The 16,902-nt window shown below is 73.3% G+C and carries 13 protein-coding genes; 3 read left to right on the top strand and 10 right to left on the bottom strand.

Annotated features, from left to right (window positions below; genetic code table 11):
- Positions 1 to 101 precede the first annotated feature (101 nt).
- The 8 genes from ACTWJ8_RS27720 to rimP all read right to left on the bottom strand — a co-directional run bounded on the left by ACTWJ8_RS27720 (position 102) and on the right by rimP (position 11,075).
- The gene (locus ACTWJ8_RS27720; RefSeq protein ID WP_443260541.1) at positions 102 to 3,890 is read right to left on the bottom strand and encodes a serine protease; all 3,789 of its coding nucleotides are present in this window, start codon (positions 3,888 to 3,890) and stop codon (positions 102 to 104) included.
- A gap of 239 nt (positions 3,891 to 4,129) precedes the next feature.
- Positions 4,130 to 5,035, bottom strand: coding sequence for a tRNA pseudouridine(55) synthase TruB (truB, locus tag ACTWJ8_RS27715; protein ID WP_356389304.1), 906 nt, complete (start codon positions 5,033 to 5,035; stop codon positions 4,130 to 4,132).
- Positions 5,036 to 5,037: 2 nt separating this feature from the next.
- Positions 5,038 to 5,490, bottom strand: a complete 453-nt coding sequence (rbfA, locus tag ACTWJ8_RS27710) for a 30S ribosome-binding factor RbfA (RefSeq protein ID WP_356389302.1) — start codon at positions 5,488 to 5,490, stop codon at positions 5,038 to 5,040.
- A 38-nt stretch (positions 5,491 to 5,528) separates the two neighbouring features.
- On the bottom strand, positions 5,529 to 5,822 hold the full coding sequence (locus tag ACTWJ8_RS27705) for a DUF503 domain-containing protein (protein WP_266714802.1): 294 nt from the start codon (positions 5,820 to 5,822) through the stop codon (positions 5,529 to 5,531).
- A gap of 141 nt (positions 5,823 to 5,963) precedes the next feature.
- Positions 5,964 to 9,023: a translation initiation factor IF-2 gene (infB, locus tag ACTWJ8_RS27700; RefSeq protein WP_443260540.1), complete on the bottom strand. Its 3,060-nt coding sequence runs from the start codon at positions 9,021 to 9,023 to the stop codon at positions 5,964 to 5,966.
- 146 nt (positions 9,024 to 9,169) lie between these two features.
- Positions 9,170 to 9,448, bottom strand: coding sequence for a YlxR family protein (locus tag ACTWJ8_RS27695; RefSeq protein ID WP_356389298.1), 279 nt, complete (start codon positions 9,446 to 9,448; stop codon positions 9,170 to 9,172).
- 101 nt (positions 9,449 to 9,549) lie between these two features.
- Positions 9,550 to 10,560 (bottom strand): transcription termination factor NusA, encoded by a 1,011-nt coding sequence (gene nusA, locus ACTWJ8_RS27690; RefSeq protein ID WP_356389296.1) that lies wholly within the window; start codon positions 10,558 to 10,560, stop codon positions 9,550 to 9,552.
- 2 nt (positions 10,561 to 10,562) lie between these two features.
- Positions 10,563 to 11,075, bottom strand: a complete 513-nt coding sequence (gene rimP / locus ACTWJ8_RS27685; protein ID WP_356389294.1) for a ribosome maturation factor RimP — start codon at positions 11,073 to 11,075, stop codon at positions 10,563 to 10,565.
- Between the two features lie 209 nt (positions 11,076 to 11,284).
- On the opposite strand from rimP, the gene ACTWJ8_RS27680 reads away from it, so the two are divergent.
- From ACTWJ8_RS27680 to ACTWJ8_RS27670, 3 genes are read left to right on the top strand one after another with little or no spacing between them, the layout of a single operon-like run.
- Positions 11,285 to 11,800: a hypothetical protein gene (locus ACTWJ8_RS27680; protein WP_443260539.1), complete on the top strand. Its 516-nt coding sequence runs from the start codon at positions 11,285 to 11,287 to the stop codon at positions 11,798 to 11,800.
- Positions 11,797 to 12,267 carry a ferritin-like domain-containing protein gene (locus tag ACTWJ8_RS27675; protein ID WP_356389290.1) on the top strand — a complete coding sequence of 157 codons (471 nt, stop codon included), beginning with the start codon at positions 11,797 to 11,799 and terminating at the stop codon, positions 12,265 to 12,267. Before ACTWJ8_RS27680 ends, ACTWJ8_RS27675 begins: the two co-directional genes overlap by 4 nt.
- Before the next feature lie 42 nt (positions 12,268 to 12,309).
- Positions 12,310 to 13,212, top strand: coding sequence for an aminoglycoside phosphotransferase family protein (locus ACTWJ8_RS27670; protein WP_443260538.1), 903 nt, complete (start codon positions 12,310 to 12,312; stop codon positions 13,210 to 13,212).
- Between the two features lie 1,325 nt (positions 13,213 to 14,537).
- Here ACTWJ8_RS27670 and ACTWJ8_RS27665 read toward each other — a convergent pair.
- Both ACTWJ8_RS27665 and ACTWJ8_RS27660 read right to left on the bottom strand, forming a co-directional pair.
- The gene (locus ACTWJ8_RS27665) at positions 14,538 to 16,238 is read right to left on the bottom strand and encodes a proline--tRNA ligase (RefSeq protein WP_356389286.1); all 1,701 of its coding nucleotides are present in this window, start codon (positions 16,236 to 16,238) and stop codon (positions 14,538 to 14,540) included.
- Between the two features lie 71 nt (positions 16,239 to 16,309).
- Positions 16,310 to 16,873 carry a GNAT family N-acetyltransferase gene (locus tag ACTWJ8_RS27660; protein ID WP_356389284.1) on the bottom strand — a complete coding sequence of 188 codons (564 nt, stop codon included), beginning with the start codon at positions 16,871 to 16,873 and terminating at the stop codon, positions 16,310 to 16,312.
- Between the last annotated feature and the right edge of the window lie 29 nt (positions 16,874 to 16,902).

The following is a 16,902-nucleotide window of genomic DNA, read 5'->3' as shown; positions in this document are numbered from 1 at the left end:
TGTCCGACCGTTTGGAACGTTGCGTCTCTTCTACCGAATACGCAGGTCTAAGAGTGCCATGCCGCCCGCTCGCGCTTCGCATCGGGCGGGGCCCGCGACCGCTATGCGGGGACCCGTGCCCCCGCCACGTTCTCGATCGTGCGCCGTGAGGCGGGCCCGACCAGCGCGGCCCACTCGCGGGGCGCCTCCGCGAGCCAGTCCGCCACCAGGGCGGCGAAGCCCGGCACGGTCCTGGCGAGGTCCACGAGCCGGGCGTCGAAGCGGGATGCGCCCTCCGGGGTGCGCACCAGGAGCGTGCCCGTGCGGTGCACCAGGTCCCGCGTCCTCGGCTGCCCTCGCCGGGCCGCGTCACGGGCCGCCGCGCACAGCAGCGCGTCCAGCACGTCGAGCTCGCGCTCCTCCTCCAGGAGTACGTCGAGCAGCTCGGCCCGCAGCGCGCGCGACGCGGTCGTGCCGGGGGCGGCGAGCACGGGGGCGAGGGCGGCGCGGACGGCCGGGGGCCGCTCCGCCACGAGGCCCACGACCAGCGGGAACAGTACGGGGCGTGCTCCGGGGCCGTGCTCGAGGCAGCGGTCGACGAACGCGGCGACGTGGCTCGCGGCGGCGTCCGGCCAGTCCTCGGCCAGCTCCCGCACCAGTTCGGCGGCGCGGCGCGCGTGGGCGGGGTCGGACAGGGCGGCGAGGGCCCGCAGGAGCTCGCCCAGGCCGGGGCCCGGTTGCCGCAGCCGGGCGCGGAACGCCGCGAACACCGGCTCCGGGTGGGTGGCCGCGGCCTCCGCGAGCACGTGCGCCGGCACCCGCGCGTCGCCCGCCGCGAACCGGTCGAGGGCCGCCGCCAGATACGCGGGCCGCGCCTCCAGGTCCTGTACGAGGACGGCGAGGGCGGCGCCGTGCAGCGCGCGGTCGGGCGCGTCGAGCAGGGCGTACGCGGCGTGCCGCAGCGCCTCGCGGTCGGCCGGGTCGACGGCCTTCGGCGCGACCAGCGTGCCGTACGTGGCGGCCGCCGCGTGCCGTGCCGGGCGCTCGTCGTGGGCCCAGCGGGCGACAGCGCGGCACAGGGCTGCGGGCTCCTCGTCGGCCAGGGTCACGAGCAGCTCGTCGGCGCGCGGGTGGGCGCGCTCGACGAGGGCCTCGACCAGATCGTCGATGTCGCCGTGCCGGTGGGTGTGGAGCAGGGCCTGGGCCACCTCGGCGACCGTGGCGTCCGGGAGAGCGGGCAGCGGGCGGTCGTCGTCGAACCAGCGGGTCAGCCTGCGGTGGACCCTCCGGGGTTCGGTGGCGAGACAGGCGGCGACGGTGTCCAGACAGCGGTCACCGGCCTCGGCGCCGTCCCGTACGACGCGGTGCCGCAGCAGCTCGAACCGGGTGTCGTCGTCCACGGCGAGCCGCATCCAGAACTCCCCGTCGAAGCTTCCACGCTCCGCCAGAACCCGGACGACGTCGGGGTACGCCGCGGCATCCGGCACCTTCCCCAACACCCCCCGCACGAGCACGGCCCCCCACCACGCGGCCTCGGCCCTCTCGGGGTTCCGCCCCGAAGCCCGCTGCCTCTCGTCCAAGTACGGGGATTGATCCGACTGACCGTCGCGATCGTGCACGCCCCCCGCCCCGGGGCTCCGCCCCTGAGACGGCCGCGCCCCCGCGGCACCCCCGCCCTCCCGCCCCCTCCGGGGGCGTCGCCCCGCCGGGCCCCCAACCTCGGCTCCCGCCCCGTAACGGCCAACCCCACCCGCCTTGGGCAAGGCTTCACCACCCCCGACTCCCCACCCCTCACGGTCAACCCCACCCGACTTGGGCAATCTGCCTCCCCCGGACTCCGTCTGGGGGGACCCCCAGGCGGCAGGGTGGGCAAGGCGGCCCCCGGTGCGGGCCGAACCCGCGTCGGGCGCCGACGCCGTCGCAGACACCTCACCCCCGGCACAGGCCGAACCCACATCAGGCGCCGACCCCGTCGCAGACACCTCACCCCCGGCACAGGCCGAACCCACATCAGGCACCACCCACCCCACCAACTCCCGCAACCTCTCCCCCAGCTCGACCCCGTCGAGGAAGAGCAGCGCCTGGACCACCGGCCCCGCCCGGTGCCGCGGAACCGGAAACGCGTCGGGCCGGCGCCGGAAGACGAGCGAGTCCAACGCCCCGTCCACATCCAGGTGCATCCCCTGGATCCAGTCCGCCACCTCCTCGTGCCCGAACCGATACCCCTCCCCCGCCGGCACCAGCACCCCCTCCGCAAGCACCGCCGACGCCCACCCCGACACCCCGAACCGCGTCCCCCACGGAAACAGCTCCTCGAACGCCTCCCGGTCCAACTCCCCCTGCCCAGGACCGAGACTCCGCCGCGCCGCCTCGTGCACCTGCCCCGCCACCCGCGCCGCGAGCCTGCGCACCCCGCTCCCCCGCACCCCTGCGGGCGCGGCCAACCGCACCGCCACCCGCAGACACATCAGGTCGAGGTACGCCCCGAAGATCTCGTCCCGGTCGGGGCACCCGGCCACATCCCCTGGCAACGCGGCCCGCACCTCGCTCAGCAGCCGCAACGACAACGGATGCCCGGCCTCCCGCTCCACGAGCGCCCCCTCCGGCACCCCGAACCGCTCCCGCGCCCGCCGCGCCGCCTCCCCCGCCAGGTCCCCGACGCGCACGCACGGCGGCGCCCCGCGCCCGTACGTCACACCAGGCCCGAACAGCGCTCCGGCCTGCTCCCAGTACTCGCCCCGGCAGGCCACCACGAGCCGTACCCCGCACGCCGCGAGCCACCGCTCGGTCCCACGCGACCACGCGTCGAGCCGGTGCGCGAGGACGGGCGGCATCTCCTCGGGCCCGTCGAGCAGCAGCACGAGCGGCCGCCCCGCCACCCTGGCGACCTCGGCGATCCGCTCGGCGGACACGTCCCCGATGCCGCCCTCACCCGCGTCCTCCCGGGACGCCGCGACGATCCGCGCCGCCCGCGCGAGCGTCCTGCCGACGGCCTGCGCCACCGACGCGTCGTCCGCGCTCAGATCGGCGCCGCGCAGCCACACCGTGGGCGCCGCGCAGTGCCCCTCGGCCCGGCGCGCGGCGAACGCGGCGAGTTCCGTGGTCCGCCCGCTGCCCGGCTCCCCGACGAGCGCGAGCACCCGCGCCTCCCCGTCCGCCCGTGCGGTGAAGGCCTCCAATTCTCGTACGACATCCGGCCGTTCGACCGGATCGACTCCGGTGTCCCCCGGACCGTCGCTGCCCACGGAGATGCCGCCCAGTTGCAGCACGCCGCCGAGGTTGAGGTCGGGGCCGTACGCGGGCACGGTCGCCGCGTTGCGGGCGAGGAGCTCGGCGAGCGGTCCGCGCCCGCCCCTGCCCCCGGCCGCCGCCCGCAGCGGCACCGCGAACCCGGCCGCCCGGTGCCCGGCCCGCAGCGCCGTGCCGAGCACCGCGACGACGGACCCCGTACGCGCGTTGAGGACGGGGCCGCCCGCGGCGCCGCCGCCGGGCCGCAGCCCGTCGGCCCCGGCCGTGCCGACGGCCAGCTCCAGGGCGCCGTGCAGCAGATGCCGCCCGCCCTCGGTGACGTAGGAGACGGGCGAGTGGCCCAGGACGCGGGCCTCGCGCCAGCCGCCCGCGGGGATGCGCACATACGCGCCGGGCTCCGTCGTCGGCGCCGCGGCCACCGGGAGCGGTGTCACGCCGAGCCCTTCGGTGCGCAGCAGCGCGAGGGCCGCTTCGGGGAGTTCGACGACCGACTCGGGTCCCAGCACGCAGCTCGCGCCGCCCGGCGCGTGCACCAGCAGTCGCTCGAGACCGCTCACCACTTCGTGCCCGGTGACGACCGTCCCGCGGTCGTCCGCCGCGAACCCCACACCGCGCGGCCGCCCGCCCGGATCGCAGATCCGTACCAGCGGCGGATCCACCATGACGCGATCCTCCCGCCGCTCTCCGCCACACCCCTGACCACGACGGTAGGCGCGCGATGATCAGCAGGACAGCGCTCGAGGCAAACGCGCCCCCTTGCGCTCCCCCCATTCACTCCGAGCGCCCGCCCAAAGGGGTGAAGTATTCGGGCGCGGTGGGATACACCCGAAGAGGGGGAGTGGAGCGGCGGCCACCCGACGGGCCGGATTCCGCCGCTCCACCGAGATCGTCGGCAGGAGCCTCAGCCGAAGACGGCGAGGCTCTTCGCCTTGCCCTTCGCCTCCTCGACGAGGGCGAGGTACTGGCCACCGGGTCCGAACACGGCGACGGGGCCGACGCCCGCGTACTCCTCGGGAATCTCCAGGCGCACGCCGTTCAGCAGCAGCTTCGCGCGCCGCCCGTCGACGTCCCAGCGCGGGAACGCGGCCGCGGCGGCGTCGGCCACCGGCATCACGGTCAGCGACTCCTGGAGCTGGTCGAGGGTGCGCGCCGAGTCCAGCTTGTACGGGCCGACGCGGGTGCGCCGCAGCGCCGTCAGATGCCCGCCGACACCGAGGTCCGCGCCCAGGTCACGGGCGAGCGCCCTGATGTACGTACCGGAGGAGCAGACCACGGAGACGACCAGGTCGAGGACCGGCGTGCCGTCCTCGGCGACCGCGTCCCTGACGTCGTACACGGCGAAGGACGAGACCGTGACCGGGCGCGCCGGGATCTCGAACTCCTCGCCCTCGCGGGCCCGCTTGTAGCTGCGCACGCCGTTGATCTTGATGGCGCTGACCTTCGACGGCACCTGCATGATGTCGCCGCTGAGCTTGGCGATGCCCTCGTCGATGTCGGCGCGCTTCACGCCGGACGCGTCGGTGGACGAGGTGATCTCGCCCTCCGCGTCGTCGGTGAGGGTGTTCTGCCCGAGCCTGATGGTGCCCAGGTACTCCTTCTCGGTCAGCGCGAGGTGGCCGAGGAGCTTGGTGGCGCGCTCGACGCCGAGCACGAGCACGCCCGTCGCCATCGGGTCGAGGGTGCCCGCGTGGCCGACGCGGCGGGTCTTGGCGATCCCACGCATCTTGGCCACGACGTCGTGCGAAGTGAAGCCCGACGGCTTGTCGACGATGACAAGGCCGTCGGGCGGAGGGGTGCGGTCGGTCATGCTCAGGCGTCGCCGTCCTCGTCGGACTCGTCGTCCTCGGGCTTCCTGTACGGGTCCGCCTCGCCGGCGAACTTCGCGCCCGCGGACGCCTCGCGCACCTGGGCGTCGGACTGCCGGGCCCGGTCGAGGAGGTCCTCGATGGTGCGGGCGTTCTCCGGGAGGGCGTCCGCGACGAAGGTCAGGGTCGGCGTGAACTTCACGCCTGCCGCCTGACCGACCGCCGAGCGCAGGATGCCCTTGGCGCTCTCGAGGCCCGCGGCGGCCGCCGCCCGCTCCTCGTCGTCCCCGTACACCGTGTAGAAGACGGTCGCCTCCCGCAGGTCCCCCGTCACGCGGGTGTCCGTGATGGTGACGTGCGAGCCGAGCCGCGGGTCCTTGATCCCGCGCTGCAGCTTCTGGGCCACCACCTCTCGGATGAGGTCCGCCAGCCTCTTGGCGCGCGCGTTGTCGGCCACTGGTCCGTCTCCTTTAAGTGCTTGCTTTGCTTGTTGCTTCAGTCTTCGTCGCTGTGGAGCCTGCGTCGAACCGAGAGCAGTTCCACCTCGGGCCGACCGGCGACAAGACGCTCGCAGCGGTCCAGTACGTCGGTCAGGTGGCCGGTGTCCCCCGAGACCACCGCGAGCCCGATCTCGGCCCTGCGGTGGAGGTTCTGGTTGCCCGTCTCCGCGACGCTCACCGCGTACTTGCGGTGCAGCTCGGCCACGATCGGACGGACGAGGGAGCGCTTCTCCTTCAGCGAGTGGACGTCGCCGAGGAGCAGATCGAAGGACAGAGTCCCCACATACATGTGTGTGTCCGGATGTCCCGCCGGTCCGGGGTCGTATGGGCGGCCGCTTCCGGCCACCGATACGGGAACGGTACACGCAACGGCCGGGGCCGATCGACGGAAATAAGTCCCGTCGACCGGCCCCGTCCGTTGACGCTCAGGTCAGACGCGCGGCTTCTCGCGCATCTCGTACGTCGCGATGACGTCGTCGACCTTGATGTCGTTGAAGTTGCCGAGGTTGATACCGCCCTCGAACCCTTCGCGGATCTCGGTGACGTCGTCCTTGAAGCGACGCAGACCCTGGATGTTGAGGTCCTCCGCGATGACCTTGCCGTCGCGGACGAGGCGGGCCTTCGTGTTGCGCTTGACCTCGCCGGAGCGGATGAGAACACCCGCGATGTTGCCCAGCTTGGACGACTTGAAGACCTCGCGGATCTCCGCCGTGCCGAGCTCGACCTCCTCGTACTCCGGCTTGAGCATGCCCTTGAGGGCCGCCTCGATCTCCTCGATGGCCTGGTAGATCACCGAGTAGTAGCGGACGTCGACGCCCTCGCGCTCCGCCATCTGCGCGGCACGGCCGGCCGCACGGACGTTGAAGCCGATGACGATGGCGTCCGAGCCCATGGCCAGGTCGATGTCCGACTCCGTGACCGCACCGACGCCGCGGTGCAGGATCCGGATGTCGACCTCTTCGCCGACGTCCAGCTGGAGCAGGGAGGACTCGAGGGCCTCGACGGAACCAGAAGCGTCACCCTTGATGATGAGGTTGAGCTGCTGGACCTCGCCGGCCTTGAGCACCTTGTCCAGGTCCTCGAGGGAGACACGGCGCACGCGCTTGGCGAAGGCCGCGTTCCGCTCGCGGGCGGCACGCTTCTCGGCGATCTGACGGGCCGTACGGTCCTCGTCCACCACCAGGAAGTTGTCGCCGGCGCCCGGGACGTTGGTGAGACCGAGCACGAGGACCGGGGTCGAGGGACCCGCCTCCTGCACGTTCTCGCCCTTGTCGTCGAGGAGGGCACGGACACGGCCGTAGGCGTCGCCCGCGACCAGCGTGTCGCCGACACGGAGCGTGCCTCGCTGGACGAGGACGGTCGCGACGGCACCGCGGCCCTTGTCGAGGTGGGCCTCGATCGCAATACCCTGCGCGTCCTGGTCGGGGTTGGCCCGCAGGTCGAGCGAGGCGTCCGCGGTCAGGACCACGGCCTCGAGCAGGGAGTCGATGTTCTGACCCTGCTTGGCGGAGATGTCGACGAACATCGTGTCGCCGCCGTACTCCTCGGCCACCAGGCCGTACTCGGTCAGCTGACCGCGCACCTTGGTCGGGTCGGCACCCTCGACGTCGATCTTGTTGACCGCGACCACGATCGGGACCTCGGCCGCCTTGGCGTGGTTGAGGGCCTCGATCGTCTGCGGCATGACGCCGTCGTTGGCCGCGACCACGAGGATCGCGATGTCGGTCGACTTCGCACCACGGGCACGCATGGCGGTGAACGCCTCGTGACCCGGGGTGTCGATGAAGGTGATGGCGCGGTCCTCGCCATTGACCTCGGTCGCGACCTGGTAGGCACCGATGTGCTGGGTGATGCCGCCGGCCTCGCCCGCGATGACGTTCGTCTTGCGGATCGCGTCGAGCAGTCGCGTCTTACCGTGGTCGACGTGACCCATGACGGTCACGACCGGCGGACGCGCCATGAGGGCCTCTTCGCCGCCCTCGTCCTCGCCGAACTCGATGTCGAACGACTCGAGCAGCTCGCGGTCCTCCTCCTCGGGGGACACGATCTCGACGACGTAGTTCATCTCGTCACCGAGGAGCTGCAGCGTCTCGTCGGAGACGGACTGCGTGGCCGTGACCATCTCGCCGAGGTTCATCATCACCGCGACGAGCGACGCCGGGTTGGCGTTGATCTTCTCGGCGAAGTCGGTGAGGGAGGCACCGCGCGACAGACGGACCGTCGATCCGTTGCCGCGAGGCAGCATGACGCCGCCCACCGACGGGGCCTGCATGGCCTCGTACTCCTGGCGCCTCTGCCGCTTCGACTTGCGACCGCGACGCGCCGGACCGCCGGGACGGCCGAAGGCGCCCTGCGTGCCACCGCGACCACCCGGACCACCGGGACGGCCACCGAAACCGGGACGACCGCCGAAGCCGGGACGACCGCCACCGCCGCCGCCCGGACCACCGGGACGACCGGCGAAGCCGCCGCCGCCACCGCCGCCGCCGGGACGACCGGCGAAGCCGGGACGACCGCCGCCGCCCGGACGACCGCCGCCGCCGGGACCGCGACCGCCGCCACCCGGACCCGGACGCGGGCCCGCGGCGGGACGCTGCGGCATCATGCCGGGGTTCGGACGGTTGCCGCCGCCGGGACGCGGGCCCGCGGCGCCGCCGCCCTGGCCCTGCGGACGCGGCATGTTGCCCGGGGTCGGACGACCGGCGCCGCCCTGACCCTGCGGACGGGGACCACCCTGGCCGCCACCCTGCGGGCGCGGACCGCCCGGGGCACCCTGGCCGCCGGGACGCGGGGCGCCGCCCGGACGGGGCGCCTGCGGGCGCGCCATGCCGGTGGAGCCACCAGAGGTGAACGGGTTGTTGCCCGGACGCGGACCCGCGGGACGGGCGCCGCCGGGACGCTGGCCCTGGCCGCCGCCGGGACGCGGGGCGCCCTGACGGTCGCCGCGCTGGCCCTGGCCGCCCTGGCCACGGTCCTGACCGGGGGCCGGACGGCCACCGGGCTTCGGGGCGCCGGGACGCGGACCGGCCTGGCCGGGCTTCGGGGCCGCGGGGGCCTGCGAGGCGGCCGGGGCCTGGAACTCCGGGGTGCTCGGCGCCGGCGAAGCGGGCTTCGGGGCCGGCTTCGGACCGGGCGTCGGACGCGGGCCGGGGGCCGGCGCGGCCGGCTTCTCCGCGGCGGCGGGCTTCTCCGCGGCGGGCTTCGGCGCAGCCGGGCCCGGACGCGGGGCGGCAGGCTTGGCGGCCTGCGCGGAAGAGGGGGTGGGACGCGGCGCCGCGGGCTTCGCGGGCGCGGCCTTCTTGGCGGCGGGCTTCTTGGCCGCGCCGTTGGTGCCCTGGTTCAGGGCGTCAGTCAACTTGCGTACAACCGGCGCTTCGATGGTCGAAGACGCCGAACGTACGAATTCACCGAGTTCTTGGAGCTTGGCCATGACGACCTTGCTCTCTACACCGAACTCCTTGGCGAGTTCGTATACCCGGACCTTAGCCACTTCGCTCCTTTTAGGTCCGGGTTACGCCGGACCGTCGCTACTTCATGGGCGTACTCATCGCGTACTCATCGAGTGCTCATCGCAATCTCGACCTACTTCCAACTCGCGAGGTACCAGGGCCGCACGGCGGTTCCGTACGGCGCTTCTTACGGTGTCGCCTGCTCGACGCGGTGGCGCAGGGCCGCCGTGTCGAACGGTCCAGGGGCCCGATAAGCCCTCTGGAACGCCCGGCGGCGGACCGCCAGGTCAAGACAGGCCAGGGCGGGATGCACGTAAGCACCCCGGCCGGGCAGCGTACCGCGATCATCGGGGACGCACTGGCCCTCGATCACCACGATCCGCAGCAGATCGCTCTTGGCCGCTCGCTCCCGGCATCCCACGCAGGTTCGCTCAGGGCATGCGCGGGCATGCGTCCGACCAGACACGGTTAAGTCTACCTCCCCGTACCGACCTCACCCCTTTGGGGCAAAGATCGAACGGTTGGCTCGTCACATACTGTCGTGATCCAAGCGCTCAGCGCTCGGATTTATTCCCCGCCGCCGGAGGAGTCGCCCGCGGCGCCCTGGTCGGTGTCGGGACGGATGTCGATGCGCCAGCCGGTGAGCCGCGCCGCGAGCCGGGCGTTCTGCCCCTCCTTGCCGATGGCGAGGGAGAGCTGATAGTCCGGCACCGTCACGCGCGCGGAGCGGCCCGCGAGGTCCACGATCTCGACCTTGGAGACGCGCGCCGGGGACAGCGCGTTGGCCACCATCTCGGCCGGGTCGTCGGACCAGTCGACGATGTCGATCTTCTCGCCGTTGAGCTCGCCCATGACATTGCGCACACGGCCGCCCATCGGGCCGATGCAGGCGCCCTTGGCGTTGAGCCCGCTCCGGGTGGAGCGCACGGCGATCTTCGTACGGTGACCGGCCTCGCGCGCGATGGCGGAGATCTCGACGCTGCCGTCGGCGATCTCCGGCACCTCGAGCGCGAAGAGCTTCTTCACCAGGTTCGGGTGCGTACGGGACAGGGTCACGGACGGGCCGCGGACGCCCTTGGCGACGCGCACGACGTACGAGCGAAGGCGCAGGCCGTGCGGGTACTCCTCGCCCGGCACCTGCTCCTGCACCGGCAGGATGGCCTCCAGCTTGCCGATGTCCACCAGCACGTTCTTCGGGTCGCGGCCCTGCTGGACCTGGCCCATCACGATGTCGCCCTCGCGGCCCGCGTACTCGCCGAGCGTCGCGTCGTCCTCGGCGTCGCGCAGCCGCTGCAGGATGACCTGCTTCGCGGTCGTCGCGGCGATCCGGCCGAAGTCGGAGGGGGTGTCGTCGAACTCGCGGGCCTCCTGGCCCTCCTCGAGGTCGGCCGGGTCCTCCTTGGCCCACACGGTCACGTGGCCGCTGTCGCGGTCGAGCCGCACGCGCGCGTGCCGGAAGCTTCCCTCGGTGCGGTGGTAGGCGATGAGGAGGGCCGACTCGATCGCTTCGACCAGCAGATCGAAGGAGATCTCCTTCTCCCGGACCAGACCCCGCAGGGCACTCATGTCGATGTCCACGGCTACGCCTCCTCTTCGTTGTCGTTGCTGTCGTTCTTGCTCTTGCGGTTGAACTCGACCTGGACCCGCGCCTTGGCGATGTCGGCGAAGTCGAGCCTGCGGGTGGTCGCCTTGCGGCCCTTCACACCCGGTACTTCGAGGTCGAGGCCGTCGTCGTCGACCTTCAGGATGCGCGCGACCAGCTCGCTGTCGTCCTTGAGCTGGAACTTGACGAGGCGGTCGACGGCGCGGACGTAGTGGCGGTGCTCGCTCAGGGGGCGCTCGGCGCCGGGGGTGCCGACCTCGAGCTCGTACTCCCCTTCGCCCATGGCGTCGGTCTCGTCGAGCTTCGCCGAGAGCGCGCGGCTCACATCGGCGATCGCGTCGAGGTCGGCGCCCTCGTCGGAGTCGACGACGACGCGCAGCACACGCTTGCGTCCGACCGAGGCCACTTCGATCTCTTCGAGTTCGAGCCCCTGTGAGGTGACGAGCGGTTCCAGTAGTTCCCGCAGCCTCTCGTTCTGGGTGGTGCTCATCCGGGTGACTCCTCGGCCGCGTGTGCTGTTGTGGGTTACTGACTTTCCTTGCGCGTCAGGTCAAAGGGTATCCGGTCCAGGGGGGTGTTGCCGTCCACCCGGCCAAGCGCGACGGTACGGTGATCACGGCCACTCCCGCTTGATCGGTTCCGATCAGGAAACCGCCGCCTCCGAAAGCTCTCTCACCACGCCTCTTGAGGACGCCCGCCGTGCCGCTGCCCCTCCCCGCCCGCTCAGGGCCCCGCCGCAGGACCCTGATCGCCTCGCTGGCCGGGGCCGCGCTGCTGACCGGCTGTTCGGGTGCCGAGGGCGGCGCCGACGGCGGCAGCGGTGCGCCCGCCGCCGCGCAGGAGAAGCGGCTGCGGACGAAGGCGGCGCGGGAGAGCGCCGACCTGCTCGGCCAGTACGACCAGGCGCTCGCGGCGCGGCCCGCGCTCACCGAGCGGCTCGGGCCGCTGCGGGCCGAGGTGGAGCGGCACGTGAAGGCGTTCGGCGGCAAGAGCCTGCCGTCCGGCGCCGCGGCGCCTCCCGGCCGCAAGCCGGCCGCGGGCCCGGCCACCGAGAAGGACATCCTCAAGGCGCTCTCCGTCGCCGAGCAGGCGCTCTCGGACCGCCGGATGACCGCGCTCGTCGACGCCCCCGCCGAGCTGGCGCGGCTGCTCGCCTCGGTGGCGGCGGCCGGGGCCGCGCACGCGTACCTGCTCTCGGAGGACGGACGGAAATGACCGAGAACGCACTCATCGCCGCGGTACAGGCGGCGCTGCGCGCCGAGCACGCGGCCGTGTACGGGTACGGGGTCGTCGGCGGCCGGATCGGCGAGGACCGCAGGTCGCAGGCGCGGGACGCGTACGACACGCATCGCGCCCGCCGTGACGAACTGCGGCGCACGGTGCGCGACCTGGGCGGGAACCCGGAGGAGTCCGCGGGGGCCTACGCGCTGCCGTTCCCGGTGCCCGACTCCTCGGCGGCGGCGCGGCTCGCCGCGGACATCGAGAGCAGGGTCGCGGGCGTGTACTCCGATCTCGTACGGGCGTCGAGCGGCGAGCGGCGGCGGAGCGCGGCCGACGCGCTGCGGGAGGCGGCGGTCCGTGCCGTGCGCTGGGGCGGCGGCAGCGTAGCCTTCCCTGGGCTCTCCGAACGGGCCGCGGCGCCGTCCGCGTCGGCCTCGCCGTCGGAGGACCCCAGCACGTAGGCAGACTCGGGAAGGGAATCCCCGCGCATGGCATCCCCGCGCATGGCTTTCGAACCGCCGAAGCGGCTTGTGAACGCGCTCGGCGAGGTGCGCGACGACGGGGCGTCGGCGTGGCTCGACCGGGTCGGGGCGCTGCTCGACGAGGCGGCGGAGCGGCGTGAGGTCACCGTGGAGCGGGTGCATGTGCCCGGGGGCCGCAGCAGCCTCGTCGCCCATGTCCGCAGGGCGGACGGCTCGCCGGCGATCCTGAAACTGGCGCCGGAACGGTTCCGGCCGGAGGCGGAGCGCGCGGCGCTGACGCACTGGGACGGCTTCGGCGCGGTACGCCTCCTGGACCCGGGCGTCAACGACGGCGCTCTGTTGCTGGAACGCCTCCACCCGGAGATCTCCGTCCGTACGCTGCCGGAGGCCAAGGCGCTCCTGGAGGCGGCGGGCACGCTGCGCCGCCTGTGGGTGGACCCGCCGGAAGGGCGCAACTGCGAGACCGTGCCGGAGCGCACGGGGCGGCAGGCGGTCGGCATGCGGGCGACGGTCGAGTCGTTCCCGGACGTGGCGCCCTTGATCGACGCGGCCCTCGCGACCCGGGACGAGCTGGTGGCCTCCGCGCCCGAACTCCGGTTGCTGCACGGTACGTTCCGGCAGTCCAAGGTGCTGTCCGGGGAGCGGATGCCGTGGCTGGCGGTCGGGCCCGACCCGGTGGTCGGCGAGACCGCCTTCGACCTGGCGCGGCTCGTACGGGACCGCGTAGAGGACCTCATCGGCTCCCCCTCCGGCCCCGCGATCACCCGCCGCCGCGTGAAGCGCCTCGCGGAGTCCCTGGAGGTCGACCAGGAGCGGCTGCGGGGGTGGACGTTGTTCCGGGCGGTGGAGTCGGGGGCGAGGGCGTTGCGGGTGGGCCGCCGCCAGGACGGCGAGAACCTCCTGGAATTCGCCGGCTGGCTCTGACCTCCGGGTGGGGCGGGGGCCTCCGGGTGGCGTGAGGGGTCACCTTCGGCCGGGGCGGGGTCGACCTTCGGTGGGACTCATCCGGCGTGCGCTCGCCCCGGTCCTCGGCCCACCACCGGTCGACCGCTGCCTGCCTGCCTCCCGCCGCCCATCTCCCACCCACCCGCCCCCTCCGGGGGCGTCGGCCCCACGGGGCGCCGCGCCGGACACCCGGTCAACGCCAAATCGCACCCGCACGGGCACCGTTGGGCGCACGAGTCCGTGGCCAGCGACGGGTGGGCTCCCCCTCCACCCTCCGAACCGACGGGGCGCCGCCCACGGGCACCCGGCTATCGCCGACACGCACCACATGCGCACCGTCGGGCGCACGAGTCTGTAGTCGGCAACACACGGACTCCCCCGGTCCGAATCTGCCGAACCCGCGTCGCGGAACGCCCCGAACCCGGCCAGCGGCCGCCCTCCCCGTCTCCCCCGCCCATCTCTCGCCGCCCCCACCCCCTCTCCAAGGGCTTCGCCCTGGCCACCAGGGCCAGGGCTCCGGGGGCACGGCCCCGTGGCCACCGCCAAGGCGCACCGCAGGTGCGACGCGGCGCGTGAGGGCGTAGCCGGCGAGGACCACAGGCGCCACGGTTATCTGCGAGGGCCCCGCGGCCCCTCGGCGATTGAGTGGCCCTCGGCTGGAGGCGCGTGCCACAGCCATCCGGTGGCCCGGAGCGGCACCCCGTGGGCCGAAGCCCCCGGAGGGGGCGGGCTGGCGGGAGATGGGCGTACCCGAGCAGTCACCGCGACGTCGGGTGACGCGTATGGCTCGGTTCCGGCGCTGGGGATGGCCGGACCGGCATTGCGGTCGCAATCGCCGGCGGGGCTTGAATCGCCGCACCGGCGCCGGTAGGCGAATGGAGAGTCGGCGCGGGCCACGAGGCCACGGCGGCTCAGGCGTGCTCGCGAGCCCGGATTCGCGCGAAGGTGTCGAGGGCACAGCCCCGTGGGCGCCCGGGGCCCGGAGGGCCGACGCCCCTGGAGGGGGCGGGTGGGTGGGAGGTGGGCGGCGGGAGGTCGGCAGGCGGGGTGCAGGCCGCGGGGGCGTGGTGGGCCGGGCACGGTGCCGCTGCGGGGCCCGGCTCGCGTAGGTGAACTCGGAGCCGTGGTTCCGGTCGGCGCCGGGCCCGGGAGGCCGAAACCCCCGGGTCCCGCGCCCCCGCCGTGCGCAACCCCGGCCCCCGCTGAACCCAAAACCCCCGCCCCACCCCCGATAAGCGCAAACCCCGGCCCCGCGCACGAAGCGCAGAGCCGGGGTACGGGTCGCGGCGGAACCCCGGAGGGGGTCAGTGGGAGAGGCGGGAAATGGCCTCGGCCACCGTGAGTTCCTCGCGCTCGCCCGTGCGGCGGTCCTTGAGTTCCAGGATGCCGTCCGCGCTGCGGCGGCCCGCGACCAGGATCTTCGGGACGCCGATCAGCTCGGAGTCGGTGAACTTCACGCCGGGCGAGATGCCGGGGCGGTCGTCGACCAGGACGCGCACGCCCGCCGCCGCCAGCTTGTCGGAGACGTCGAGCGCCAGCTCCGTCTGGAGCGCCTTGCCGGCCGCCACCACGTGGACGTCCGCCGGGGCGATCTCGTCCGGCCAGACCAGCCCCTTGTCGTCGGCGTGCTGCTCGGCCAGCGCCGCGACGGCCCGCGAGACACCGATGCCGTACGAGCCCATGGTCACGCGCACGGGCTTGCCGTTCTGGCCGAGGACGTCGAGTTGGAACGCGTCCGCGTACTTGCGGCCGAGCTGGAAGATGTGGCCGATCTCGATGGCACGGTCGAGCTTGAGGCCGGTGCCGCAGGCGGGGCACGGGTCGCCCTCGACGACCACGACCACGTCCACGTACTCGTCGACCTCGAAGTCACGGCCCGCGACGACGTTCTTCGCGTGCACGCCGTCCTGGTTCGCACCGGTGATCCACGCCGTGCCGGGCGCCACCCGCGGGTCGGCGACGTACTTGACCTTCTCCAGGCCCTGCGGCCCGACGTACCCGCGTACGAGGTCGTCGCGGCCCTCGAAGTCCTCGGCCGTGACGAGCTCGACGGTGGCCGGGGAGAAGTGCGCCTCGACCTTGTCCATGTCGACCTCGCGGTCGCCGGGGACACCGACCGCGACAATCTCGCCGTCGACCTTCACGAGGAGGTTCTTGAGCGTCGCGGAGGCCGGGACCTCCATGTACGCGGCGAGGGTCTCGATGGTGGGGGTGTCGGGGGTCGGGACCTCGACGAGGGCGGGAACCCCTTCGGCGTCGACGGCCTTCACGGCGAAGCCGACCGCCTCCGTGTTCGCCGCGTAGTCGCAGTTCGGGCAGTCGGCGAAGGTGTCCTCGCCGGCCGCGGCCGGGGCCAGGAACTCCTCCGACTTCGAGCCGCCCATGGCGCCCGCGGTGGCGGCGCAGATCCGGTAGTCGAGGCCGAGGCGCTCGAAGATGCGCTGGTACGCGGCGCGGTGCAGGCCGTACGACTCGGCGAGGCCCTCGTCGGAGAGGTCGAAGGAGTACGAGTCCTTCATCTGGAACTCGCGGCCGCGCAGGATGCCGGCGCGGGGGCGGGCCTCGTCGCGGTACTTCGTCTGGATCTGGTAGAGGATCACCGGCAGGTCCTTGTAGGACGTGCACTGGTCCTTGACCAGCTGGGTGAAGATCTCCTCGTGCGTCGGGCCGAGCAGGTAGTCGCCGCCCTTGCGGTCCTTGAGGCGGAACAGTTCGGCGCCGTACTCCTCCCAGCGCCCGGTCGCCTCGTAGGGCTCCTTCGGCAGCAGGGCGGGAAGCAGGACCTCCTGGCCGCCGATGGCGTCCATCTCCTCGCGGATGACGCGCTCCACGTTGGCGTAGACCCGTCGGCCGAGCGGCAGCCAGGACCAGACACCGGCGGCGGTACGGCGCACGAAACCGGCGCGGACCAGCAGCTTGTGGCTGAGGACTTCGGCGTCCGCCGGGTCGTCGCGCAGTGTCTTCACCATCAGTCGGGACATGCGCTGGACCTGGACCTTGGCCATGATTCTTGACTCCTGCGACGAAAGGGTGATGTCAGGAGGTTAGCCGGGGGTCGGTCGCGGCCGGAAATCGGTCATGGCTTGCGCCGCAGCGGCAGCGGCGCGCCCATCACGGCGTACGGGCGGGGGGCGCTGGGGAACAGCACCTGGCGGGCCAGGTCGGTGTAGCCGAGGGAGTGGTACAGGCCCCGGGCCGGGCTGTCGAAGTCGATCGCGGAGAGGATCGAGCGGGGCTGGGTGGCGCCGTCGGTGATCGCGGTGATGAGGGTGCGGCCGATGCCGCGGTTCTGGTAGCCGGGGTGGACGTGCAGCTCGGTGATCACGAAGGAGTCGTCGAGCCAGTGATCCTCGTCGCGGGAGCGCAGGTAGGGCTCGACGACGGTGGACCACCAGTGGGTGCGGTCGTTCGGCATGCCGTAGACGAAGCCGACGAGGCGGCCGGTGGCGGTGGTGGCGCCCAGGGCGCGGGCTCCGGGATACATGATGTGCCGCAGCACGATCTGGCGCCGCACGGCGATCTCGTCGTCGCTCAACCCGAACGCGTACGCCTGCACGGCGAGCGCCTCGTCGACACGGCTGCGCAGGTCCAGTGGCCCGATGGTGACGGCACGGTCGTCCGTACGGTTCCGGTGCGGCATGCCCGGAGGGTACCCCGGTGGGCCCCCGG

The organism is Streptomyces sp. SDT5-1 (assembly GCF_052245995.1).
Lineage (GTDB): Bacteria > Actinomycetota > Actinomycetes > Streptomycetales > Streptomycetaceae > Streptomyces.
The sequence above is the reverse complement of the archived record's forward strand: the minus strand, read 5'-3'. Positions and strand labels throughout refer to the sequence as shown.

What these genes read in the sequence shown, in the direction of transcription:
- ACTWJ8_RS27720 (WP_443260541.1), bottom strand. Translation starts at nt 3,890, where the DNA reads ATGGTGGATCCGCCGCTGGTACGGATCTGCGATCCGGGCGGGCGGCCG.
- truB (WP_356389304.1), bottom strand. Translation starts at nt 5,035, where the DNA reads ATGACCGACCGCACCCCTCCGCCCGACGGCCTTGTCATCGTCGACAAG.
- ACTWJ8_RS27705 (WP_266714802.1), bottom strand. Translation starts at nt 5,822, where the DNA reads ATGTATGTGGGGACTCTGTCCTTCGATCTGCTCCTCGGCGACGTCCAC.
- rimP (WP_356389294.1), bottom strand. Translation starts at nt 11,075, where the DNA reads ATGAGCACCACCCAGAACGAGAGGCTGCGGGAACTACTGGAACCGCTC.
- ACTWJ8_RS27675 (WP_356389290.1), top strand. Translation starts at nt 11,797, where the DNA reads ATGACCGAGAACGCACTCATCGCCGCGGTACAGGCGGCGCTGCGCGCC.
- ACTWJ8_RS27670 (WP_443260538.1), top strand. Translation starts at nt 12,310, where the DNA reads ATGGCTTTCGAACCGCCGAAGCGGCTTGTGAACGCGCTCGGCGAGGTG.
- ACTWJ8_RS27665 (WP_356389286.1), bottom strand. Translation starts at nt 16,238, where the DNA reads ATGGCCAAGGTCCAGGTCCAGCGCATGTCCCGACTGATGGTGAAGACA.
- ACTWJ8_RS27660 (WP_356389284.1), bottom strand. Translation starts at nt 16,873, where the DNA reads ATGCCGCACCGGAACCGTACGGACGACCGTGCCGTCACCATCGGGCCA.